The 24,840-nt window shown below is 47.4% G+C and carries 24 protein-coding genes; 3 read left to right on the top strand and 21 right to left on the bottom strand.

Annotated elements, in window-relative coordinates:
• Positions 1-174 precede the first annotated feature (174 nt).
• The 10 genes from rnc to MKY97_RS10765 all read right to left on the bottom strand — a co-directional run bounded on the left by rnc (position 175) and on the right by MKY97_RS10765 (position 8,333).
• Positions 175-873, bottom strand: a complete 699-nt coding sequence (gene rnc, locus MKY97_RS10810; protein ID WP_342555433.1) for a ribonuclease III — start codon at positions 871-873, stop codon at positions 175-177.
• A gap of 13 nt (positions 874-886) precedes the next feature.
• Positions 887-2,125, bottom strand: coding sequence for a beta-ketoacyl-ACP synthase II (gene fabF / locus MKY97_RS10805; RefSeq protein WP_342555432.1), 1,239 nt, complete (start codon positions 2,123-2,125; stop codon positions 887-889).
• 176 nt (positions 2,126-2,301) lie between these two features.
• The gene (gene acpP / locus MKY97_RS10800; protein WP_024630176.1) at positions 2,302-2,535 is read right to left on the bottom strand and encodes an acyl carrier protein; all 234 of its coding nucleotides are present in this window, start codon (positions 2,533-2,535) and stop codon (positions 2,302-2,304) included.
• 150 nt (positions 2,536-2,685) lie between these two features.
• Positions 2,686-3,435, bottom strand: coding sequence for a 3-oxoacyl-[acyl-carrier-protein] reductase (gene fabG / locus MKY97_RS10795; protein WP_342555431.1), 750 nt, complete (start codon positions 3,433-3,435; stop codon positions 2,686-2,688).
• 256 nt (positions 3,436-3,691) lie between these two features.
• Entirely contained in the window at positions 3,692-4,630 is a 939-nt protein-coding gene (gene fabD / locus MKY97_RS10790; RefSeq protein ID WP_342555430.1) for an ACP S-malonyltransferase, read from the bottom strand.
• 25 nt (positions 4,631-4,655) lie between these two features.
• On the bottom strand, positions 4,656-5,645 hold the full coding sequence (locus MKY97_RS10785; protein ID WP_342555429.1) for a beta-ketoacyl-ACP synthase III: 990 nt from the start codon (positions 5,643-5,645) through the stop codon (positions 4,656-4,658).
• A gap of 8 nt (positions 5,646-5,653) precedes the next feature.
• Positions 5,654-6,649: a phosphate acyltransferase PlsX gene (plsX, locus tag MKY97_RS10780; protein WP_342555428.1), complete on the bottom strand. Its 996-nt coding sequence runs from the start codon at positions 6,647-6,649 to the stop codon at positions 5,654-5,656.
• Positions 6,646-7,194 carry a transcription factor FapR gene (gene fapR / locus MKY97_RS10775; RefSeq protein ID WP_240036837.1) on the bottom strand — a complete coding sequence of 183 codons (549 nt, stop codon included), beginning with the start codon at positions 7,192-7,194 and terminating at the stop codon, positions 6,646-6,648. The genes plsX and fapR overlap by 4 nt, the downstream gene beginning before the upstream one ends.
• Before the next feature lie 393 nt (positions 7,195-7,587).
• Complete coding sequence (gene rpmF / locus MKY97_RS10770) at positions 7,588-7,761, bottom strand: 50S ribosomal protein L32 (RefSeq protein WP_090923906.1); 174 nt, start codon at positions 7,759-7,761, stop codon at positions 7,588-7,590.
• Positions 7,762-7,826: 65 nt separating this feature from the next.
• Positions 7,827-8,333, bottom strand: a complete 507-nt coding sequence (locus tag MKY97_RS10765; RefSeq protein WP_342555427.1) for a DUF177 domain-containing protein — start codon at positions 8,331-8,333, stop codon at positions 7,827-7,829.
• Between the two features lie 497 nt (positions 8,334-8,830).
• Here MKY97_RS10765 and hmpA point away from each other — a divergent pair, with 497 nt between their 5' ends.
• Positions 8,831-10,066, top strand: coding sequence for an NO-inducible flavohemoprotein (hmpA, locus tag MKY97_RS10760; protein WP_342555426.1), 1,236 nt, complete (start codon positions 8,831-8,833; stop codon positions 10,064-10,066).
• A 477-nt stretch (positions 10,067-10,543) separates the two neighbouring features.
• Positions 10,544-11,788: a nucleotidyltransferase gene (locus MKY97_RS10755; protein WP_342555425.1), complete on the top strand. Its 1,245-nt coding sequence runs from the start codon at positions 10,544-10,546 to the stop codon at positions 11,786-11,788.
• Positions 11,789-11,977: 189 nt separating this feature from the next.
• Here the strand turns inward: MKY97_RS10755 and MKY97_RS10750 are convergent, their stop codons facing one another.
• Positions 11,978-13,018 carry a SepM family pheromone-processing serine protease gene (locus MKY97_RS10750; protein ID WP_342555424.1) on the bottom strand — a complete coding sequence of 347 codons (1,041 nt, stop codon included), beginning with the start codon at positions 13,016-13,018 and terminating at the stop codon, positions 11,978-11,980.
• 327 nt (positions 13,019-13,345) lie between these two features.
• Here MKY97_RS10750 and MKY97_RS10745 point away from each other — a divergent pair, with 327 nt between their 5' ends.
• Positions 13,346-14,677: a nucleoside recognition domain-containing protein gene (locus MKY97_RS10745; protein WP_342555423.1), complete on the top strand. Its 1,332-nt coding sequence runs from the start codon at positions 13,346-13,348 to the stop codon at positions 14,675-14,677.
• Here MKY97_RS10745 and coaD read toward each other — a convergent pair.
• The 10 genes from coaD to MKY97_RS10695 all read right to left on the bottom strand — a co-directional run bounded on the left by coaD (position 14,643) and on the right by MKY97_RS10695 (position 24,510).
• A complete protein-coding gene (gene coaD / locus MKY97_RS10740; protein WP_342556298.1) occupies positions 14,643-15,161 on the bottom strand; it encodes a pantetheine-phosphate adenylyltransferase in 519 nt (172 codons plus the stop codon). The genes MKY97_RS10745 and coaD overlap by 35 nt on opposite strands.
• 1 nt (position 15,162) lies before the next feature.
• Positions 15,163-15,771, bottom strand: coding sequence for a 16S rRNA (guanine(966)-N(2))-methyltransferase RsmD (gene rsmD / locus MKY97_RS10735; protein WP_342555422.1), 609 nt, complete (start codon positions 15,769-15,771; stop codon positions 15,163-15,165).
• 379 nt (positions 15,772-16,150) lie between these two features.
• A complete protein-coding gene (locus MKY97_RS10730; RefSeq protein ID WP_342555421.1) occupies positions 16,151-16,501 on the bottom strand; it encodes a hypothetical protein in 351 nt (116 codons plus the stop codon).
• Between the two features lie 247 nt (positions 16,502-16,748).
• Positions 16,749-17,192: a hypothetical protein gene (locus MKY97_RS10725; RefSeq protein WP_342555420.1), complete on the bottom strand. Its 444-nt coding sequence runs from the start codon at positions 17,190-17,192 to the stop codon at positions 16,749-16,751.
• A gap of 25 nt (positions 17,193-17,217) precedes the next feature.
• The gene (locus tag MKY97_RS10720; RefSeq protein ID WP_342555419.1) at positions 17,218-17,502 is read right to left on the bottom strand and encodes a hypothetical protein; all 285 of its coding nucleotides are present in this window, start codon (positions 17,500-17,502) and stop codon (positions 17,218-17,220) included.
• A 97-nt stretch (positions 17,503-17,599) separates the two neighbouring features.
• Entirely contained in the window at positions 17,600-17,905 is a 306-nt protein-coding gene (locus MKY97_RS10715; protein WP_342555418.1) for a hypothetical protein, read from the bottom strand.
• Positions 17,906-18,139: 234 nt separating this feature from the next.
• Positions 18,140-21,190, bottom strand: a complete 3,051-nt coding sequence (locus MKY97_RS10710; RefSeq protein WP_342555417.1) for a glycoside hydrolase family 2 TIM barrel-domain containing protein — start codon at positions 21,188-21,190, stop codon at positions 18,140-18,142.
• A gap of 173 nt (positions 21,191-21,363) precedes the next feature.
• Positions 21,364-22,194, bottom strand: a complete 831-nt coding sequence (locus tag MKY97_RS10705) for a carbohydrate ABC transporter permease (protein WP_342555416.1) — start codon at positions 22,192-22,194, stop codon at positions 21,364-21,366.
• The gene (locus MKY97_RS10700) at positions 22,187-23,086 is read right to left on the bottom strand and encodes a sugar ABC transporter permease (RefSeq protein ID WP_123064406.1); all 900 of its coding nucleotides are present in this window, start codon (positions 23,084-23,086) and stop codon (positions 22,187-22,189) included. Before MKY97_RS10700 ends, MKY97_RS10705 begins: the two co-directional genes overlap by 8 nt.
• A 128-nt stretch (positions 23,087-23,214) precedes the next feature.
• Positions 23,215-24,510 (bottom strand): extracellular solute-binding protein, encoded by a 1,296-nt coding sequence (locus tag MKY97_RS10695; RefSeq protein WP_342555415.1) that lies wholly within the window; start codon positions 24,508-24,510, stop codon positions 23,215-23,217.
• Positions 24,511-24,840 lie beyond the last annotated feature (330 nt).

Below are 24,840 nucleotides of genomic sequence, written 5' to 3'. Positions count from 1 at the left end.
CTCCTCTTGCAAATTTCAAAATAATGCATGCTGCACCTAGTTAAAAATCCAGGATTCCCCCCGAGTCTCTTTACAAAAAAAAGAGCAAAAAGCAGTCCGGCCGATTACTTCCGCCGGGGCGGGCCCGCGGGCTGCTCTTTGCTCTTCGTTTGTCTAAGCGCTGCCTTGGTACGATCAGGCTTCCGGAAGCTTCAAACGTTCAAGCGCCGCAGATGCCGCTTGTTGTTCCGCCTCTTTTTTGGAACGTCCTGTACCACGGCCAAGCCGTTCTTGACCCATATGGACCTCTGAGACAAACTCACGTTCATGGGCTGGTCCCCGCTCTTCTACGATTCGGTATTCCAGAGCCCCCATATTGTGATGCTGTGTGAGTTCCTGCAGCTCTGTTTTGTAATCACTCATTTGCAGCTTGCTGCCAACAACAATTAACGGAAACACATGCTGTTTCAGAAATGCCCGCACAGGCTCAAGACCCTGATCAAGATATAAAGCACCAATGAATGACTCGAACACATCCGCCAGAAGAGCTGGACGTGTACGTCCTCCAGTTAATTCCTCACCTTTTCCAAGAAGTACATACTGTCCAAAATTAAGTGCTTCAGCAAATTTGACGAGGGAAGGTTCACAAACAATGGATGCCCGCATCTTTGTCAGCTCGCCCTCCGGACGGTTAGGATACAAATGATACAAGTACTCCGATACAGTCAGCTCCAGCACAGCGTCGCCCAGAAACTCCAAACGTTCGTTATCCTGATGCTGACTGAACCGGTGTTCGTTTACATAAGAAGCATGGGTAAACGCTTGTTTTAGAAGCTGCCTGTTGTCAAATTTGATTTGAAGTTTTTGTTGTAATTGCTTCAGATCTTCACTCAAACGAACTAGCCCCTTATGCTTCAAATTTTTTGAGAATAATGGTGGCGTTGTGACCCCCGAATCCAAACGAATTGGACATGGCTATATTGACTTTGGTTTGACGTGGAACGTTAGGCACGTAGTCCAGATCACATTCCGGGTCCTGATCTTCCAGGTTGATTGTCGGAGCTAGTGTCTGATTTGTCAGAGACAAACTGCAGATCACAGCCTCCACCCCACCTGCAGCACCAAGCATATGGCCTGTCATGGATTTCGTTGAGCTGACGGCAAGCTTGTACGCATGATCGCCAAACGCCTTTTTGATGGCCAGCGTTTCGGAACGGTCACCTACCGGTGTCGAAGTCCCGTGCGCATTGATGTAATCCACTTCTTCAGGCTGGATGCCAGCATTACGAAGTGCCATTGTCATGCACCGTGCTGCTCCATCTGGATCTGGTTCTGTCATATGGTGAGCATCACCTGTCAGACCATAACCGATGACTTCACCGTAGATTCGTGCGCCGCGAGCCTGAGCATGCTCCAGAGATTCCAGAATCAGAATTCCGGCACCTTCACCCATAACAAATCCGTCACGACCTGTATCAAAAGGACGGCTTGCTTTCGTAGGGTCATCATTGCGTGTAGACATCGCGCGCATCGCACAGAAACCTGCAAGCCCTGTTGGTCTGATGGTTGCTTCAGCACCACCGCAGATCATCGCATCTGCATCACCATTTGCAATGAGTTTAAACGAATCCCCAATGGAGTGTGTTCCTGTTGCACAAGCGGTAACGACGTTAATGTTCGGACCTTTGGCACCAAGTGAAATCGACATCTGTCCAGATGCCATATTGGAAATCATCATCGGAATGAAGAATGGGCTGACCCGTTTAGGACCTTTTTGCAGCAGTGCATTGTGCTGATCCTCCCAAGTTCCCAATCCGCCAATACCAGAACCAATCGATACGCCAAAACGCTCTGCATCAATATTCTCGTTAATTTTCAGACCACTATCTTCAACGGCTTTGAAACCGGCTGCCACAGCAAACTGTACAAAACGGTCCATCTTCCGTGCATCTTTTCGATCCATGTACTCTTCCGGGTTGAAATCTTTGATCTCGGCTGCAATCTGTGTCGTGTATTCACTAACATCAAATGCCTCAATCTGAGAAATTCCGGACTTTCCTGCCATTAAACTGCCCCAGAATGTCTCTAAATCTTTTCCGAGCGATGTCATTACGCCCATTCCGGTAATTACGACTCTTTGTTTCAACCGACTCACCTCTATATCGACTGCATTACGCAATTATTTTGTGGGAATATCCGCAAACCCGGATGCATGACGCAGTTCCAAAGATCAGCGCAGCACCCCTGTCTGCGGGATGTGAAAAACCAATGAATGATGAGAAGTCCCGCCTGTTCGAAAACAGGAGCGGGACTGAATTGACTTTAGGTATGAGATTGTATGTAGTTTACAACTTCACCTACGGTCGTAATTTTTTCTGCATCTTCATCAGAGATTTCCAAATCGAATTCATCTTCCAATTCCATGACCAATTCCACTACATCCAAAGAATCAGCACCCAAATCTTCTTTGAAAGATGCTTCAAGTGTAACTTCAGCTTCGTCTGCGCCCAAGCGGTCGACGACGATGCGTTTTACACGCTCCAATACATCGGACATCCGGTTCACCTCCTCCTAGGTATTATACGAGAATCGCAGGCAAAATGCCATAGAAGACATATGCGGCTCCCGGCCGGGGAATCCGGCCTTTTTCCGGCATTTCGGATCGTCCAGCGCCTGTTCCCCGACTTTGACTCAAGTCCAGGAAATTTACATATACATGCCGCCATCGACATGCAGTGTTTGACCTGTCATATAAGATGAAGCTTCTGATGCAAGGAATGTGACCACACCAGCAATTTCATCAGGCTGTCCCAGACGGGATAACGGAATGCCGCTAAGCATACCATCAACCAGTTCTTGTGACAATTCCTTGGTCATATCGGTTTCGATAAAACCTGGCGCAACACAGTTCACGGTGATCCCGCGAGAAGCAAGCTCACGCGCAGAAGACTTTGTTAAACCAATCACACCAGCCTTAGCTGCAACGTAGTTCGCTTGTCCAGGATTACCCAGTACTCCTACAACAGAAGAGATGTTGATAATTCTTCCTGAACGCTGCTTCATCATCGGACGGGTTACTGCTTTTAGACAGTTAAATACCCCCTTGAGATTGGTTTCGATCACCTGATCGAACTCTTCTTCTTTCATACGCATGATCAGATTGTCCCGGGTAATTCCTGCATTGTTCACCAGAATATCAACGTTCCCCCACGCTTCAAGCGTCGTTTTCACCATCTGCTCCGCTTCATCCATCCGGCCTACATTGGCCTGAATGGTTATGGCCTGGACACCCTTTGCACGAATCTCTTCCGCTACTGCTTCTGCCGAAGCCTGGCTCCCCGCATAGTTTACGGCCACGTTTGCTCCCGCCTCAGCCAGTGCAAGCGCAATGCTGCGGCCAATTCCACGGGATGCTCCGGTTACCAATGCATTTTTACCTTCCAACGGTTTAGACATAACCATTCCTCCTCTCCCTGAATCTACACAAGTTGAACTTAAGTTATTTAAACAAGCATTTAGGTGACAGAATAACCTTTCAATCGCTGTTATTCCCGGATTTTTCGATTTCCTCTTATAAGGAAAAATCCGGTGATAAAGGGCGAAGGTTATGCTTCGGATGCAGCTTTCTCTTTCAGAAAGCTTTTAACTTCGCTTTTCCGGTTTTTTCTGTCCTCTCCGTTAAATTGTAAATAAATCGTTCTACTTATGTGATTTAATGCTTTTTCAGATCAGCAGCAGCTGCTTCTAATGTTTCGAGACTGTTTACATTGTATAATTTTACGGTTTTATCTGTTTTTTTAATCAAACCGGTTAATACACTGCCTGGACCAATCTCGATAAATATATCCACACCCTGCTCAATCAGCCATGTCACACTGTCTTCCCATAAAACCGGAGAATAGACCTGGGTTGTAAGTAAATTCTGAAATTCCCCATCTTCAGCAGCTCTTGCAGTCACGTTAGCTGCTACAGGAATCTTTGCAGGTGAGAACGTAACCGTGCTCAGCTTATCGTCAAGTTTCGCCGCAGCACCTTTCATCAAAGAGGAGTGGAACGGTCCACTTACCTCAAGTGCTATAGCGCGTTTGCCGCCCGCTTCCTTCACACGTTCCGAAACGGCAGCCACGCCTTCCTTTACACCTGAAATAACGATTTGTCCCGGACAATTCATGTTAGCCAGTTCAACCACATGACCGCTCTCAGACACTTCACGGCAAAGCACCCCCAGCGCTTCCCGATCCGCACCCAGCACAGCAGCCATCGCTCCCTCACCGCCTGGAACAGCTTCTTCCATATATTGGCCACGTGCCCGAACAATTTGCACAGCATCATGAAAGGAGAGAACTCCAGCAGCCACCAGTGCGCTGTACTCACCCAGACTGTGCCCTGCAGTGTAGTCTGCCTCGATCCCTTTTTCCTTGAATGCCTCCAGCAGTGCGATACTTGCTGTAAGCAGAGCCGGCTGCGTATTGGATGTCTGTTTCAACTCGGTCTCTGGTCCTTCAAAGATCAGGCTGCTCAGCGAGAAACCCAAAGCTTTATCTGCTGTGCGAAAAATTTCCGCGGCTGCAGGCACGGACTCATATGCATCCTTGGCCATGCCTACCTTCTGTGATCCCTGTCCAGGGAATACAAAAGCGATTTTACTCATTTCATTCATCCTCCAGCTGTCTAGATTACCATACGAGTACGGATGCGCCCCATGTCAAACCGCCACCAAAACCAACCATCAGTACTGTGTCTCCAGCTTTCATACGACCTTCTTCTGCAGCTTCGACCAGTGCAAGTGGAATGGATGCTGCCGACGTATTCGCATATTTGTCTACATTGACAACAACTTTCTCTTCAGGCAGCTCCAGCCGCTGCATTGCCGATTGAATAATTCGTACATTCGCCTGATGCGGAACGAACAAATCTACATCGGTACGATCCAAGCCAGCTTTGCGAAGCACTTCAATCGTTGCTGTACCCATGACACGAACGGCAAACTTAAATACTTCACGACCGTTCATATAGATATAATGCTTTTTATTCTCAATCGTCTCCGCACTTGCCGGCAGGCGCGAACCGCCACCTTCGATATGCAGAAGACTGCCTCCCGCACCTTCTGCACCAAGATCAAATGCTTTGAAACCGCGACCTTCCGGCACTTCACCAACAACGACAGCACCCGCTCCGTCACCAAAGAGGACACAGGTATTGCGGTCTGTATAATCTGTAATGCGTGACAAGCAATCTGCACCAATAACAAGCGCATTATTGTACATGCCGCTTTGAATGAAACTGGTTGCCGTTGCAAGACCGTATACAAACCCGGAACAAGCTGCGGACAAATCAAATGCGGCAGCACCCTTGGCTCCCAGCTTATCCTGCAAAATGCAGGCCGTTGAAGGGAAAGAGGAGTCCGGTGTAATCGTTGCAACAATGATCAGATCCAGATCGCTGCCTGTCATGCCAGCAGATTCAAGTGCTTTCAACGCTGCCTCATAAGCCAAATCAGAAGTGGCTTGATCCGGTGCAGCAATGTGCCGCTCCCTAATTCCTGTACGGCTGACAATCCACTCGTCATTCGTATCAACCATTTTTTCCAGATCACTGTTTGTCAAAATTTTCTCTGGCACATATTTGCCTGTACCTATAATCCCTACCGGGCGTAAATTATTCATATCGTCACTCACTTCCCGCGAATTTCCTTAGATATGCTGTCCACCAGCTGGTTTTGTACTGCAATCCGTGCCTGACGCACCGCGTTTTTGATCGCATTGCCATCCGCCGAACCATGACTTTTAACGACCAAACCACTCAAACCTAACAGAGGGGCTCCACCGTGCTCTGTATAATCAAGCTTGCTCTTTAACCCTCGTAATTCCGGCATCAGCACAGCCGCGGCCAGTTTATTTTTGAAGGATGAAGTAAATTTCTCTTTGAGCAGACCAAAAATAGCGCCTGCCGCGCCTTCCAGTGATTTAAGCAAAATGTTGCCGGCAAATCCGTCACATACCAGCACATCACAGGCGCCAGTAAGCACATCACGCGCCTCCACATTCCCGACAAAACGAATCGGAAGCTGTTCCAGAAGTGGATAGGCATGTTTGGTCAGCTCATTCCCTTTGCCTGCCTCTGTACCCACGTTGAGCAATCCCACTCTTGGAGAAGCAATGCCCTGCACTTTTTGTCGATACAAACTGCCCATCAGCGCGTATTGTGCCAAATGTTCAGGTTTAGCATCCATGTTGGCACCCAGGTCAAGAGCAAGCACGCCCACATCATCCATTGTGGGAATCATCGGCGCAAGCGCAGGACGTTCAATCCCTTCCATCCGGCCTACAACAAGCAATCCAGCCGTCATTAACGCTCCCGTATTCCCTGCCGAAATCATGGCATCGGCTTCTTGCTCTTTGACCATACGTCCAGCTACAACCATGGAGGAATCTTTTTTGCGACGCACCGCTTTTACCGGCTCATCATCCGAACCAATCACTTCGGAAGCGTGCCGAATGCTCAAGTTGGCCGGTTTTGCTCCAGACTGACTTAAAAGAGGTTCAAGCTTGGCTTCGTCGCCAACCAGGACGATTTGTGTGTCCGCCCATTCCGCAGCAGCGGCAGCGGCCCCTTCTACGGTTGACGCAGGGGCATGATCGCCTCCCATGGCATCAATGACGATTCTCATTCCAAATGCCCTCCTTCTTTGCTGTCTTCTCCACCTGAATGATAGATTACAAAATTGCCTTGGAACACCATTTCTTCACCAACATAAGTGAAAACTTCAACTTTTGCTTTGCCCTTCTGGCCCGGAATTGATTTCACATAAGCTTTCGCAATGCATTTCTCCCCGAGACGCACGGAACGGACAAAACGTATATCCGCAGAAGCCGTTAGTGCAATCTCATCATTAATGACAGCGACTGCCAGCGAATTGGCTTGTGCGAAGACGTAGTGTCCACGAGCAATACCTGTTCTTGAAAAAACATGTTCTTCTTTGATCTCAAATAAGGATATCCCGCTCTTGTCCAGCTGTAAATCTACGATATCACCGATAATTTCATGCAGGGGAAGTGAGCGCACCTGATCATACGAGCGCTCTGCCATCAATTTCATCCGTTCCCGAAGCTCTGGTATTCCAAGTTCCAGCCTGTCAAGACGGATTGTCTGAATACTTACCTTTAATTGACGTGTAAGCTCCTGATCGGTCACAAACGGATTCTCATCTATCATTTTGGTTAACTGCTGCTGCCTCTGTCTTTTCGGTAAACGCTCGATGCCTGACACCCCCCGCTGTTCATTCCAGGACTGCCCCTACAGTCAGTTCAGTCCTGCAAGTCTTACTTCTCTATATAGCGCAATCCCCGTTCACCCAAGGGCGTTTCTCATAAAAGTGTATGTTCATCTGTATGTAACGTCAAATCTTAGAACCTGGTACTAAACTATAGTATATCTCATCCCGTGTCAAAAAGAAAGGCTGGACTAACAAAAACACCTCACTTCAGCAAAGTGCCGATTAGCGATCCTATTCCTCTTAACAGCTCCAGCATTCGCATGTTATCGACTTGGGTTCACACAAAAAAAGCAGCACCTCATCGAAATGAAGTGCTGCTTAATGTCCAGCTATTATTGAGAGATGATCTCTCTTGCTTTGTACGTTCCGCACACTTTGCACACGTGGTGAGCAAGCTTCAATTCGCCGCATTGTTCACATTTCACCATGCCCGGTACAGCCAATTTAAAGTGAGTGCGACGTTTGTCGCGACGCGTCTTGGACGTTCTCCGTTGAGGTACTGCCATTATTCCCACCTCCTTATCAAAATCAACCTTTGCAGGTAGTTGTTACGTTCGATTTTCAATCATGCTCATTTAAAAAAATCCTTGAGTCCTGCAAGCCGCGGATCAATAACCTGGTTATCACAACCGCAGTCACCTTCGTTCAGCTCATGACCACACTTGGGACAGAGTCCCTTACATGTCTCATTGCAGAGCGGTACGAACGGAAGATCCAGCAGAAAAGCTTCCTCGGCATAACCTTTCAGATCAACGCTATCCTCATCCACATAGAGCGTATCGTCATCCTCAGATAATTCCTCAGGCTGTTTTCCCTGCTTGAATTGCTCATGAAAATCAATATGAAAATGTTCACTTAGCGGCTTGAGACAACGGGAGCACAACATGTCCACCCCTACTGTCAGTTTGCCGTGAACATCCACAACGTTTCCCTCTCTGATCTCTGCAGCTAAATCCGCAGTCAGCGGGGTAACGGCTGTGATATCTTGTCGGTTAGAAACCAGATGTTTGATATCCCACTGTTCGTTAAAGCGCAGGGGGCGATCACTGGTTGCCACTTTGCGAAATGGCATTAACATGTTCATCACTCCAAACGAAACCAATTTCATAAATAGTTGTCTAACGAATGGCGGCAGTATACAGTTCAAGACGATCCTAATATGTGCGTTCATTCCTGACTGTATGTACTCTGACTGTCACACGCAAAAGATATTATGAAATTGACTTAACAAACAAAAATCATTATACCGATTTTTCAAGAGGTTTGTCAACACTTTTAACTTTACACCCTATCAGGAAAATAGAAAATCCGATGAAGCCGTCACATCTGATCTATTATAGACCTGCTGCAGCATAACTACAAGTCATCTCTCCTATCTGAATTCTATGCTTTTTCCCATATCTGCATCAGTCACCAATCGTTAACGAATGGTGTGATCTATGTCACACAGGCCGTATTAGCGCGTGCCTATACTTGCTTTATAGCAGAGAATCCCCAGCATAAAGAAGCATTTTGAGGATGATTTTCACAAGACCCTGCAGGCGCTATCATAACTATGATCGGGAGGGAATTTATATGTTAAGCCAACAAACGATTGACGTTATCAAATCCACTGTACCTGTACTTGAAGTTCATGGTGAGGCCATTACACGCCATTTCTATCAAACGATGTTTACAGCTCACCCGGAGCTGCTGAACATTTTTAACCATGCTAATCAGAAACAGGGTCGACAGCAGGCGGCACTGGCAAACATGGTTTATACCGCAGCCATGCACATCGATAACCTCGGGGCCATCTTGCCGGCCGTTCGTCAGGTTGCTCATAAACACCGCAGTCTGGGCATAGTGCCTGAACAGTATAGAATTGTTGGAACTTATCTGCTTCAAGCTATCAAAGATGTGCTTGGTGATGCCGCAACAGAAGAAATTTTGACTGCATGGGGCGATGCCTACCAGGTAATTGCAGATGCTTTTATAGGCATTGAGCAGGAAATGTACAGCGAAGCCGCCAATCAAACCGGCGGATGGGATGGCTTCCGATTGTTCCAGGTTGCAAAGAAAGTGCAGGAAAGCGAAGTCATCACTTCATTTTATCTGCTGCCTGAAGATGGCAAATCCATTTCTTCTTACCAACCTGGACAATATATCAGTATCAGAATGCAGGTTCCAGGACAGCAATTCACCCAGATTCGTCAGTATACCCTATCCGATGCACCGGGCAAACCATATTACCGCATATCCGTCAAACGTGAATCGGGTGCTCCCGATCGTCCTGACGGGGTGATCTCTAATTATCTTCATGATCACATAACCGAAGGCAGTCTAGTCGAACTTTCTGCTCCGGCGGGTGATTTCACGCTGGATATGGAAGATCAACGTCCAATTGTTCTCGTGAGCGGCGGTGTGGGCCTAACGCCAATGATCAGCATGCTGAATGCATTGACGGAGTCTGGGGATCAGCGCCCGGTTACATTTTTGCATGCCAGTCCGAACGGGCAGGCCCATGCTTTTCGAGATCATGTAAACCGCCTGGCTCAAGAGCACACCCATCTGATGGTTCACTTTTGTTACACAGCTCCGAGTGATGCGGACCTGCAAAACGAGTTTGTTTACAGACAGGGATATATGGATGCGGCATGGCTTCGTCAGGTCATTCAAGAACCGGATGCCAACTATTATCTATGCGGCTCTGCAGCATTTATGCGTTCCGTCTATGCAGAACTTCTGTCCATTGGCGCCGCATCCGATCGCATTCATTATGAATTTTTCGGGCCAAAGGCAAGCCTGTCTCCTGCTGCCGAGAATGTTTGAGTACGAAATAATGTAAAAGTGTGGAAAACCGCTTAAGTGCATATGGTAAAGAATCCGATTGAATGTGATCGCTCTCTTTGGCTCATCAGTTGATATGTACTTACTGCATATGATTCGTTGTGTATAATCCACCAGACATGGATGTCAGCTGGTTCCTTCAAGGAGTGCTGATGGATGTGCTTCGCAATTCCTCGGGAGATTCAGTTTCGCATGAATAATTCTTTTGACTTAAGGTACAGACAGCATCTGCAGATGCTGTCTGTACCTTTTTTTCATCATTTGCTCTAATTCAAGCTCTCCTCTATGATGAAAGAGAATTGGACAATACGTCGAATAGACTAAGTGCTGCCCTACATTTTGAAAAATGTCTTTACATACAAGAAAAACAGATGGACAGAAGTTTCGAAAGCGAAGTGTGCACCTGAATATTTCTAATAAAAAGGCTGCTGCCTTTAAAATAAGAAAGGGGAAACCTGCATGAAAGCTGTAGGCATAATTGTAGAATATAATCCGCTGCACAACGGACATGTGCATCATCTGAATGAGTCCCGGCGGCTTAGCGGAGCAGACGCCGTTGTTGCTGTAATGAGCGGCCCTTTTCTCCAGCGCGGCGAACCCGCCATCGCCGGTAAAAGGGCGCGCACAGAGATGGCGCTCCATGCTGGCGCCGATCTCGTGCTTGAGCTGCCGGTCGCGTATGCGGTCCAACCGGCAGAATGGTTCGCCTTCGGTGCGGTATCGCTGCTGCACCGCACCGGGGTCGTGGACTCGCTCTGCTTTGGCAGCGAGTCCGGCGACATCCACAGCCTGCAGCGCATTGCGCGCGTGCTGGCTGTAGAGCCCGCAGGGCTGCGCGAGGATATCGCGCGCCGCCTGCGGGAGGGCGCCAGCTACCCCGCCGCGTACGCAGGCGCGGCGGCAGCGCTGGCGCCCGGCGGCGTCGATGCTGACGACGCCGCGGCACTGCTGGAGCAGCCCAACAATTCGCTTGGGCTGCACTACCTCATCGCGCTGCAGCGGCTGGGCAGCGCGATCCAGCCCTTGACGGCGGCACGTACCGGTGCCGCCTACCACGAGGCGACGCCCGGACCGGGGGCGATCGCCAGTGCCACAGCCGTCCGCCGCCTGCTTCTGGCGGACGGGCCCGCTGCCGCGGCACCATACGTGCCGGCGGCGACCCTTGCCATTCTGCATCGCGAATGGCAGGAGGGGCGCGCTCCCATGCACTGGGAGCGCTTTGCACAGCCGCTGCTGCACATTGCGGCTACCCGCCGTGCCGGCGAGCTGGAGCGCATCGCCGAAGTTACGGAAGGGCTGGAGCATCGGCTCATTCGCGCACTCGCCCAGCTCCCGGAGCCTTCCATCGAAGCACTACTGAATGCGCTCAAAACCCGGCGATACACACGCACCAAACTGCAGCGCATGCTCGCCCATCTGCTGCTGAACCACACCAAAACCGAATGTTCAGCTGAAGCATTGGCCCCAGGTCCCGGATATCTGCGTGTCCTCGGCTTTACTTCGAAAGGACAGAGCCTGCTCAAACAAATGAAAAAAACGGCCTCTCTGCCCGTTGTGCTGAAGCCGTCGACGTTTGACCACCCTCAACTGGAGCTGGATATTCAGGCCCAAGCCGCCTATGCACTCGCACATGATCCGCATGATGCACACGGCATATCACGCATTATGTACAGCGACTACTATGATTCGCCCGTGAGAATCTGATTCTCATCGGGAATGACGAACAGCTATTAATATGTCAAAATACGATATTAACTGCATAACAGCCACACAAAAAATCCCTTGTTCACAGCGCATCGGGCTGTCATAACAAGGGATTTATCTATTCAATTATTTTCATACATTTATTAAACATTGCTCTCTGACTCGCTCTTCTGCCTGTTGTATCCAGCCTTATGACTTCACAGACAAGGTATTGAGATAAGCCAATGCATCGTCAAGTGTACTTACAGGTACAAGCTTCATTGGGGTTTTGATTTCTTTTGCTTTAGCTGCAGCTTCCTTGTAATTATCTTTGGGTACAAAGAAAATTTCAGCTTGTTTACGATTAGCAGCCACAATTTTATGCTGGACCCCGCCGATCGGGCCCACAACGCCCTCTTTGGTTATTGTACCGGTCCCGGCAATGCGATGTCCTTTGGTCAAGTCACCCGGAGTCAGCTGATTGTAAATCTCCAGCGTAAACATTAGCCCGGCAGAGGGACCACCCACTTGAGTGCTTGAAAATGTGATCTGTTTGTTCGGGTCTTCCGGCTTCACCTTCTGTACCGCACCGATCATGACGCCCAGACCCGGTCGTGTTTTACCCGTCTTGCTGTCTTTAACCTGAACCAGCGTCACATCCCGGCTGATGGTCTCACCGCCCCGCTCCAGCTGCATCTCCACCGTATCTCCAGCCTTTTTCCCTTTGAGCTGATCAGCCAGTACGGAATTATCGGGTGTCGCTGTACCGTTCACACCCAGAATAATATCTCCGGGTTCAATATCTCCATCCGGCTTCGGATTTTGCGAGAGTCCAAACACAAAGATATGCTCAGGTACGATGGAATACGCTATTCCCGCTTTCTCATACGCTGCCTCCATGGCGGAAGACTGCGAGTCACTCATGAACCAGACTTGTTCTGCCGAGTATTCTGCCTCGCTTTTACCGCGCAGCCGATCTTCCTTTTTATCCACCTGCGCATTCTTGTCAAACCACGAGGTTCCCAGCAAAAACAAATTGGCGTATGTCGCCGACACGGTTGTCATCATGAATACGCCCTTCTCATCCTTGTCACCGTCCTTCACGGTAACCATTGGTTTAACTTCATCCGCGCTGCCAGGCGTATATATAATATACGGCGTTGGCATATACACCGTAAGATAGACGATCAGAGCTACTGCGATTACATAGATCGAAGCTCTGAAAGCACCTGATTTCCGGAACTGTCTCATCCCGTGAGCCTCCGTTCTTTGTATCTCTATACAAGCTTATCCAGGCTCTGTACTAATTCAACACTGCTCGCGCAGGACCATGACATGAAAAGGCCCGAGCCGTCTCTAAAAGGATATACGATTGGTTCAATATTTAACTCATCTTGTTTCAAGTTTGATGTGGTTTCCATTCTAACACTCTGCCATCCCTGCATACAATGGTACAGGCCGGATAGGCCGCTGCATCCCAACTGTCTTTCCGGTCAAGGCCGAACCGTCATGGGACGTGATTCGGCCGTCCACTTGATTCAAATGCCGTGCAGGCGTTATATGATAGGAGGTGAAACCATGGCCGTATCCAGCGAGGTTCGAAGTCCAGGTCTGCTGCGAACTATATTTCTGAGCAGCAGTGCATTATTGCTCGTGATTACCGTAGTGGCCTCTCCAAAAGAAGCGTTTGATGCCTCGATTCAAGGACTGGACATCTGGTGGAAAATTGTTTTCCCAGCCCTGCTGCCATTCCTGATGTTATCCCAAATGCTGACAGCGTTTGGTTTCACCCACGCCATCGGCGTGCTGCTGGAACCTTTAATGCGGCGCTTGTTTAAATTACCCGGCAATACCGGATTTGCGCTTGCCGTAGGCATGTGTGGAGGTTTCCCAGCCGCCGCTGACGCCGTATCCCGCTTAATTCAGGATAAACAAATAACCACCAGACAGGCGGTTATCGCTGCTGCTGCAGCTCATTTTGCCAATCCGATGATGATTCTGCTCGTTGTGGGAGCGGCTTTCCTTCATCAGCCAGCCGCCGGATATTTTCTGCTGATCATACACTGGACCAGCGGTTGGATTGCTGCCGCTGCTGCCATTCGTCTGCTTCCAGCACTACGCAAAGAACAATCCCTTTCGTCTGACATCACATCACCAAACAAAATCGTCCGTTCACAAACCCAAAGTCAAGCTTCGAAAATGGAGAATGATCCATCCTCTTCGATCCTGTCATCTCCGAATGTTCGTCTAGGGTCCCGTATGCTGCATGCGGCCAGAGAGGCCCATAATCGGGATGCACGAAGCTTTGGCAAACTGCTGGGTGACACCGTATCCCAAGCAGTACAGACGTTGATGTTAACCGGGGGATATATGATCGTATTCGCTGTATTTATCCGGCTGCTCTCCCTCTACCTTACACCAGGGATCTCAACCGGATTCTGGCCGTCGATACTGGAGCTTCACTTGGGTGCATATCACCTCAGCAAGACGCTGCTCGCTCCCGCCATATTGATGGCGCTTCTGGCAGCCCTTCTCGGCTGGGGAGGCGTCTGCTCCCATTTGCAAGTTTTCTCTATATTGAAAACGGCCCTCCCGAAAGGGCAGTCCATGCTGTATTTTGTGATCGTACGATTAGGACATGGATTGACAGCCTTTTGCCTTACCCTGCTGCTGTGGAAGCCATTCAGCCATTACAGCACCGAAGCTTGGGCTGCATGGGCGGCTGATACTGCTGCTCCAACAGCCCCTTTACTATTGCGGCCAATTCTCCATCTACCAGACACAGCAAATACACTTCATGTTACCTGGGTTATATTTCCAGTGGCAGTTATCGGTCTTGCTGTGCTGCTTGGCGTGATGATTAGTCTGTCAGGTCTTACTTTGTGGATGAACCGCCTTTTTTCTCGCTGATTTTCTGACGGAGCGCGGCTTCGACTTCAGGGGATACCAGATCCGTTACAACACCTTCATAGTTAGCAATCTCTTTGACAATACTGGAACTGAGATAGGAGTACTTCGGATTCGTCATCATAAAAATCGTTTCCGCGTCCGGATTCAGCTTGCTGTTGGTGGAAGCCAGCTGCAGCTCATACTCAAAATCCGTTACGGAGCGGATGCCGCGGACGATAACCTGCGCTTCCTTTTGCCGCACATAATTAGCAGTCAGATCACGGAAACTGTCCACCTCTACATTTGGCAGATGGCGGGTTACCGTAAGGATGAGGTCCTTGCGTTCCTCTACCGTAAACAGCGGATTTTTACTCATATTATTCAAAACAGCAACGATAACACGGTCAAACTGCTTGGACGCTCTCGCAATAATGTCAAGATGCCCCATCGTTACAGGATCAAAGCTTCCTGGATATACGGCAATGCGTTCCTGCCGCTGAATCATTTCAGTCATGAGGAGCCTCCCCTTCTGTGATGCTGTTTTCTTCATTCTCTTCTGCACCAGGTACATAATCGTAAATGGATACAGCGGTCTCCCCATACACGGCTTTGCGCGTTTGTTCAAATGGGCCGAACCGCTCAGGGTATTCGTGTTTCGATTCGTATTCCAGCACGATGACTGCACCCTGTGCAAGCAGTTCCAGTTCGTGCATCGTTAACATTAACTCATGCCCATCTTTCATTCGATAAGGAGGATCAAGAAACACCAGATCAAACGTTGTGTTCCGCTTGGCCAGCGCTTTGAGCGCACGACCTGCATCGTTACGATATACGGCCGCCCGATCCTCCAGCTTCGCTGCTTTCAGATTCGCGCGGATCACTTCAATACTTTTCGGTTCCAGATCAACAAAAACAGCCTTGTCCATGCCGCGGCTCAGCGCCTCGATGCCGAGACCTCCACTACCTGCAAACAGATCCAATGCTGCCCCGCCCTCGAAATAAGGGCCAATCATACTAAACAACGCTTCCTTCACCTTATCGGTAGTCGGTCGCGTACCTGTGCCGGGAACAGCCTTCAGCGGCCTGCCCTTCGCACTTCCAGATACCACTCTCACGAATGTGTCACCTTTTCTCTCTATGTAAGATTATTGATAAAGCTATCCTACCATACTCCGGTTCGGTTTGAAAAACACTGCTTCTGCCTATACAAAAAATTGTTGACGGATATGTATAAAAAGGAAACCCTTGGGCCATTCTATAATTATCGACATCACAAGTGTCGTAGACAACCGCGGAGAAGACTTACGTTTCCCCATAAGCTCTTCGTCCGGTTTCTCCTCTCCCATGAAAAGTAGACCCTCGAAAGAGGGTCTACTTTTGTTGTAGGAATGCTGAAAAAAATATCTTCCATTCGGTTATTTGATCTAAAACAAAGGTGAATTTCGTTATTGAGTGCAAATTGGTCTTATCAAGCATTCGTGTTGGAGGTTCCAATCAATTAAACCATCCTTTTATGATATCAAGCAAATTATATCCATACTCTTCAAGCATTAAACTTACCACGTGTAATCCTAGAAATAAAAAGAGTAATCCGCAAAAAAGGCAAACGAGAATAGAATCAAATGCACTAGAAGTACCATAATGCTGCCCGCAGTGCGGACATACATAAGCACTTGTTGAAATCGTTTTTCCGCATGATTCACAACTCATTAATTTACTAGTCGGTTTAAACTTATCAACAATATTCATAACCGCCATATAAAGGAACATAAAAGCTAAAAAAAACATTGCCAAGAGACATAATATACCGATCCCAGCCCCAAATACATCACTCAAGCTATCCATATTTCCCCCTAAACTCTTTATGTACTCTTTATGTAATTGTATAAAACTATTTTATTGTTTATCAAAGAAAATAGTAGATTTATGCATTTAAACTCAATGAGCGCTGTTGAAGTAGCAAGAATGAGACTTATGAATAGTCCTAGAATAAGTCCGGCTACACAATGAAAAATGTCTTTCGATTATAGAAATATCTTTTGATCTATTCTAAAAAGAAGCTCTCAAAAGAGAGCTCTTTTCGTGTTGTATTTCATTTCACATCCGTATACTTCTCTTCAAATCCTCCCAGCTCTGCTTGCTCTTCCGTCTGCAGCCACCCAATCTCTTTAAGCCACATCCCCATATCAGCAATAAATCCATCGGTATCCAGACCATCAATCTCATACTTCTTTATCTTTTCACATAGAAATGTATAAAACGCATGGCTTAATGCATATCGCTGTTTGCTTACGCTCCATGTCTTATAACGGTCTTCACTGACCGTCAGATCGAAGTAGATTACCCCTTCCGCCTTTACGTGCCTGACGGTGGATTTACGTCCATATTCATCAGGCAGGCAGCGGAATACAAAGTACAGTTCAATATCACATGAAGCATACTTTTCAGCGGCTTTGTCAAATACAATCTGCAACTCATCGACTAGCTCAGCAGCTTGGGTCAGCCCTGACGTATCGGTTGTTTTGTCCAGAATCAAAGCGCACCCTCCTTGTCTCGACCATTCAAGATTCTTGTTTAATGCGTTCTCTTTGTTTTCGATTCGAAATGCGCATATTGATTAATGGTGCGATCAGCAATACAGACGGTAAGATCGTAGAAGATGATCCCCATCGAATGCCTTGGAAGATGATAAATATCAAAGTAAGCCAAGTTATGATTTCCATAATCTCTAATTTGGTTAACGTCACTTTAAATGCTTTTTTTGAAATGATACGAATCAAGACATAAGCAATCACGCTATAAAAAGCAACCATACCTAATATAGCGAGAAAAACGAGCATCAGCATTTGTATCACCCCATTCTTCTTTTTTTCTAGACTTTACCATACATGCAGACGGATGTCTTCCAAACTTGGCTGCTGTATGCAGTTCGGATGCTCATCTTCACTTCTCTTCCGTCACAATCGTTGCATTATAGATCACAACACGTTTGCCGTTTAAGTCAAACAATACTTTGTTGCCATACTCTGTATCCTCTACATCAATCTTGCCCTCGTAGGTCTGAATCAGCTCACCCGAATTGCTGTACACCTTCACTACACGTTCCAACCCGCCAGCATTATTCGATCTCATCGTTTTAAGTGCGCGCTCACCGGAAGCCGTATTAAAATACCAGATAAATGATCCAACAATGATGCCTAGAACAGCCAGCACCGTCACCCATACCCCTGTTTTTGCTTTTCTGCTCATCCTGTCCCCTCCTCAGTCTCTTTGTCCAGTACTCTACGTGAATGGAGCGAGAACGGTTTCAACAAGGGAAATCTCAGGGCTCGTTAATGAGACTACTCTTGTATGCTAAACAAAAAACAGAGGCCCCTATCCAAGGGAACCTCTGTTTATAATAATGAAGCTTCAAGTCAAGTTACCGCTGCAATGACACCAATGGCATCAGCACCTGTTGTTCCAGCCATTTAAGCTTTCTGCTTACAGTGAACGAATAACGAATTCAAAGTTCAGCTCACCATTGGAAGGAATTTGATATTCCGGATGCACCGGAGCGCCCCAGCTGTCGTCACCGCCAACACCCATTTGTTTACCGGCTACCGTAACAACCGTGTAATGTACTGGTGGTAACTCATACACATGCTGAGCATTCTCCAGTTCGAACGCTGTATATGGGGATACATTCAACTCTACCGGTGTACCGGAAGCTTCGATTTTGAAACCGCGTCCTGCATTATCAGTCAGCTTAGCCCAGCGTACACCTGTGCGGTTACCCGACTCCTGCGGTACAAGATATGGAGCCATGGTATCTGCAACCTTACTGCCATGGATGCCCAGACGGGCGCCAAATGCACGGTCCGAATAGTTTTCCTCCGGTCCCATCGCCAGCCATTCTACGTTCTCATAATCCGGAGACGTTCTGAAGGAAAGCGCGTGGATTGGCAGGTTCGGCAGGCCTTCTGTGCCTTTGTATGTGTTGTGCACATGTACACTTCCATCGGCAAGCACCGTATAGGTTACTTTCACCTGTACGTCGGACGAGATATTCAGTTTATATGTGAACTCGATCCGGTATTGATCTGGCTTCTGTTCATGTTTCCACTCTACGCAGCGCGGCATCAGGCTGGCAGCATACCATGCGCCAAGTTCAAAGCCCATCGCTGTACCTTTATCATTGTCTGTCGCCGCACGCCAGAACAGAGGTGCTGGCGGGACGGCAATTGTCTCACGTCCAGAGAACTTCAGGGAAACCAATGTTCCGAACTGCTTGGAGAACAACGCATGGGTTTGACCAACGCGGACACCGATGTTCACGTCACCTTCAACCACCTGAATATCGCCCACAACGTTTTTATCCGCTGCAACAGCTCCCTGACTTCCTTCCTGCGTGAAAATAAACTGCCCAAACGCTACTTCGTCACCTTTGTCGGCCCACAGCGCTGCTTCTTTCAGCACAAACGCCACGTTTACAGCGTATTCGCCGGACTTCAGGGCGTTTGCATTTAAAGGAAGCTCTACTACAGTTTCACTTTCCGCAGGGACATTTACATCCAGTGTGCCGTGCAATACTTCATGTCCCTCACGTTCCAGGCTGTACACCAGTTCATACGCGGAAGTATCTGCGAACAGATTCTGGTTCACAATTTTAACGCCGTCACGGCTTGGGAACAGTTTAATGTTCTGATACAGGAACTTAACCTCCTGCATTTTAGCTGTCACTTTACGATCTGCATGTACAATACCGTTGCCGCAGAACGAATAGTCTGATGGACGATCCCCAAAGTCCCCGCCATAAGCCAGGTATTCTTTACCGTAACGATCCTTTTTATAGATCGATTGGTCGATGTAATCCCAGATGAAGCCACCTTGATACATCGGGTACTTGTCTTCCAGTTCCGTGTATTTATGCATACCGCCAATGGAATTGCCCATCGCATGCATATATTCACAGCTAATATATGGTTTGGTCGGGTTATCGTTCAGGAACTCTTCGATGTCAGCCGGTTTTGCATACATCCGGGATTCCATGTCACTTGTATCATTGAAACGGCGGTCGTGGAACACACCTTCGTAATGAACCATACGTGTTGGATCTGCCTTTTTGAAATATTGTGACACTTTATAGATTACTTCACCACCATGGGATTCGTTGCCGCAGGACCAGATCAGAATGGACGGATGGTTTTTGTCACGCTCCACCATTGAAACTGCACGATCCATCACGATGTCATGCCATTCCGGCTTATCGCCAGGGATTACCCATGAAGGCTCAACTGCGCCAAGCTTTTGCCAGGAACCGTGGGTTTCCAGGTTCATCTCATCAATCACATAAAGTCCGTACTCGTCGCACAGTTCGTACCACAAGCTCTGGTTCGGATAATGTGATGTACGAACCGCATTCATATTGTTTTGTTTGATCGTACGCACATCCCACAGCATGTCTTCCTTCGTGATCGCACGACCGCGACGCGGGTTGAACTCATGACGGTTTACGCCTTTAAATACAATACGCTTGCCATTAATGTGCATCACTTTGTCGATCATTTCGAATTTGCGGAAACCAACGGCTTGAGGAACAACTTCCACAAGGCTGCCTGCTGCATCATATACACGGATGTATAAACGATACAGATACGGAATCTCTGCGCTCCAAAGGTTTACTTTACCGATTTCTTCACGAATCTGCACCAGACCATTGCCCACTTCATTAGGGCCAAAGGTTTTCACCACACTGCCTTCTTTGTCTCGAAGCTCCGCTTCGATCCGCGCACCTGCTGCCGCTCTTCCTTCCAGTTTCAGATCGAGTTCCAATGTACCATTCGTATATGAAGCATCCAAATCGGTACGGACATGAACATCACGAATGTGAGCGGCTGGTACTGTATACAGATAAACATCTCTGAAGATACCGGAGAAACGCCAGAAGTCCTGATCCTCCAACCAGCTGCCTGTGCTTCGTTGGTAAACTTCAACCGCCAGTTTGTTCTCTCCATCCTGCAGGAACGGTGACAGGTCAAAGTCAGATGGTGTGAAGCTGTCTTCCCCGTAACCTACGAACTGCCCGTTGAGCCATACATAAAATGCGGATTCCACACCTTGGAACGAAATGTATACCGGATTCGCTTCCCAGCCTTTAGGCAGATGGAATGTGCGAATGTAGCTGCCTACCGCGTTTTTATCCTGCGGCAGAGCCGGCGGACGAAGTTCATTCAATCCATCCCACGGATACTGCGTATTTACATATTGAATCTGTCCGTAACCCTGCAGCTGGATATGTCCCGGTACTTCGATATCATCCCAGCCTTCGCTGGAGTACTCGGACGTATAAAATAGTTCAGGACGGCAGTCCGGACGAATTGAATAGTTGAACTTCCATGTTCCATTCAGATCGTAACGAAGTGCCATCTCAGCAGAAGCCACAGCCTCTTCCATCGTTTGATAATAGCGGTGATCGGAATAGGCATGAAGACGGTTTACCTCAAATACACTTACGTCACCTAACCAGTTGATATCTGCCTTTGCTGCTTTCATCGGCTCTCTCTCCCTCTATAGTACGAATTTCGTTATGAGTTTTCGCTGCGAATTCATTGAAGCAATGCTTAGTGTTTAATCTGCATCTATACAAAAAAGATAGAGGTACGCCTGTACAGGCGTCCTCCCTTCTTTCCTGCATTCGTCCAGTTGGACGTGATATGCAATTATGCTTATTTTACGGAACCAACCATACCTGCAACAAAGTGTTTCTGCATAATGAAGAACACCAATGCTGTTGGAAGTGTTGCAATAACAACTGCGGTCATGATCACGCCGTAATCCGGAGCATAACCTGCGCCCAGGTTGGAGATCAACAGCGGAATCGTCTGCTGATCCGGCGTTTGCAATACGATGAGCGGCCATAGATAGTTGTTCCAGCTGCTCATGAATGTAATGATCGCTGCTGCCGCGTATGTTGTTTTCATCGTAGGCATATAGATTTTCAAGAAAATTCCCAGTTCGCTCAGACCGTCAATACGTCCTGCTTCCAGCAAGTCTTTCGGGAACATTTTGGTGTTCTGACGGAAGAAGAAGATCAGGAACGCTGTTGTGATGGTCGGGATAATAACCGAAGCCATCGTATTAATACCGATTGCCGGCGCTGCACTGGAAATGGTTGCAAACATTCGATAAAGCGGAATCATAATCGCTGCAAACGGAATCATCATCGACATGAGCAGGATGTTAAACACGACGTCGCGGGATTTTGTCCGAAATACTTCAAACCCGTAACCTGCCATGGAACCAATCAACAGAGCAAGAATGGTTGACACGATGGAGATAATCGCTGAATTGCCCAGTGCCTGAATCAGATTCGTGGTGTCGAGCAGTTTGTTGATGTTTTCGATCAAAGCAGAGCCCGGCAGCAAAGTGCCTCTAGTTACGTCTACCGATTTGTTTGTAGCGCTGACGATCATCCAGAAAAACGGGAAGATGGAAATAAAAGCGACGATGGACAGGAAAACATATGTGAAAATGCGTTTTGCTCTTGATTTAGCCATTTTTATTATCACCTGCCACTTTGAACTGGATGATGGACAAAATAATGATCAGAATTACGATGGAATACGAAACGGTTGCTGCATAACCGAAGTCCGGTGAATATTTAAACGAAAGGTTGTAGATATATTGAGAAATCGACATGGTCGCGTTACCTGGACCACCTTTGGTAATATTCATAATTTCATCAAAGATTTGCAGTGTACCAATCGTTGATGTAATGGACGTGAAGAGAATGATCGGTTTAAGCAATGGTACAGTGATTTTGAAAAATTGAGTGAACGCATTCGCTCCGTCAATCTTCGCTGCTTCATAGATCGATTGGTCGATGTTTTGCAAGGATGACAGATAGAAAATCATGTTATATCCGGTCCAACGCCAAGTAACGGCGATTATGATCGTAATTTTAGCCCAGAACGGGTCAGTAATCCATTGAATGGGTGTGCCGATAATGTGTAAACCCATCAAAGCCTGGTTTACCATACCATCCGGTGCAAACAAATACTTGAATACAACCGAGTAAGCAACAAGTGAAGTTACACAAGGCAGGAAAATTGCAGTACGGAAAAAGCTCCGGAAACGCAGTGTGCTGTCATTCAGCAATACGGAAATGAACAAACCGAGAATGATCATTAAAGGTACTTGAATGATTAAGTAAATGAATGTGTTCGATAAAGCCGTCCGGAATGTGGTATCCACGAGCAATCTTTTGTAGTTCGCGAGGCCCGAAAACTCAAGGTTGGCACCTTTGCCTGACTTGAATGATAAGAGCAGCGCTTGAATCATCGGATAGAAGTAGAATGCTACAATTCCGACAACAGCCAGCAAAACAAAAGCCCATCCAGTCAAATTATTTTTCTTTTGGAGACTGTCTCCTGTATTTATGGCTTTCACAGTATGGCTCCTCTCTCTCCATGCAACAAGGGTAGAACCTACAGAGCCTCTCGCCATGTCCAGCTCGACTTGCGCCAGACAAGGGAGACGGCTCCGATGTTTCCTAGGTTCTATAAGTTACCTTGGGATTAGTTTAATTGTGCCTCAGCTTGTTTTTGTGCATCATTCAGAACGTCATCGATGGATTTACCGTTCAGGTATGCCTGCATTTCAACAACCAAGATATCTTCGATTGCATAAGTGTTGCTGCCATAGTTTACTTTTGGAATTTCTTTTGTCCAGTTAGCGAAATCAGCGAAGATTTTTTGACCACCGAAGAACTCGTCTGGTTTGTTGTATGCATCACCGTCAACAGCCGGTGTGTACGTACCGATTGCACCGATTTTAGTCAACAATTCTTGATACAACTCTTTGTCGGAACCAAACGTTTTAGCCATGAAGTCAGCCGCTTGGTCTGCACCAGGAACATCGTTCATGATGTACCATGAGCTGCCGCCCAAGTTGGATGCGTGTACAGAGTTTGCTTGACCAGCCAATTTCGGCATTGGAGCTACAGCCCATTTACCGGATTGGGAAGCTTCTTGACGAACGGATGGTGAGAACCAGTTACCTGTAGGAATTGTTGCTACCGCACCATTATTCGCGTTTGCAACGAATTGGCTCCAGTCGGAGTGCAGTTTAACAATGTTAGCATCCATCATTTTTTTGTATGTTTCAAACGCTTCTTTCAATGCAGGGTTGTTGTTCAGATCAGGTGTTTTACCATCTTCAGCTGTGTACCATTTACCTGCAGTTTGAATCATCATACGGATGATACCCAGGTCGTTCGGGTCAAGAGACAAAAGCTCTTTACCTGTTTTTGCTTTTACAGCTTCACCGATTTTGATGTAATCATCCCACGTGATGTCCTGCAGGTCAGCAGCTTTGTAGCCTGCTTCCTCAAGCAAGTCTGTTCTGTAGTACAAACCAGCTACGCCGGAGTCAAACGGAATACCGTATTGTTTACCTTCATAAGAAGTGGGTCCAATTTTATACTCTGCAAAGTCGGATGCTTTGATTGTGGAAGACAAATCTTTGAACGCATCTGGATAAGCGCTCAGGAAGCTTTGTGCACGGTAGTCTTCGATCAGAACTACGTTTGGCAGACCGCTGCTTGTTCCGGAGTTCAAGCCTGTGTTCAGCTTCTGAATGATCGCATCTTGAGCATTTTCAATGATGTTGATTTTCAGATCAGGGTTTTCTTTTTGATAAATGGCTTTAGCTTGCTCCAGAGCAGCGACGTTAAATGCTTTATCCCAAGCCCAAATTGTAATTTCGTTGGCTTTCTCGCTACCACCGCTGGCAGCTTCTTTACCTCCACCGCCGGATGAACATGCGGACAGCAGCAGTACGGTTGCGAGCATCAATACCCATATTTTTTTCAAAACATTCAACTCCCCTTCGACCTCTTTGTTTGTAAATTTGTTTGCGTTTTCTGAAAGCGGTTGCTTTCGATGTATTCATCTTATCATTCCCATTTCTCCATTCGTTAGTAAAAATTTTGTGCAGATTTGTCTTCTTATTGCCACAATGAAAACCTTTACAGAAAACGGTTGCACTAAATTTGGCTTTTTGTAATATCTTTTGATTTTGTACTATTTTGAGCTGAATATTTCACAACTATGCAGGCTGCTTATACGTTTGCAACCGAAAAACCCCTCATTTCCAAACATCAGGAATGAGGGGTTCAATATCATGCGACGAATATTTCTTGT

It is taken from the genome of Paenibacillus sp. FSL R7-0652 (assembly GCF_038595045.1).
Taxonomy (GTDB): domain Bacteria; phylum Bacillota; class Bacilli; order Paenibacillales; family Paenibacillaceae; genus Paenibacillus.
This window is presented reverse-complemented; position numbering and strand designations above follow the sequence as displayed.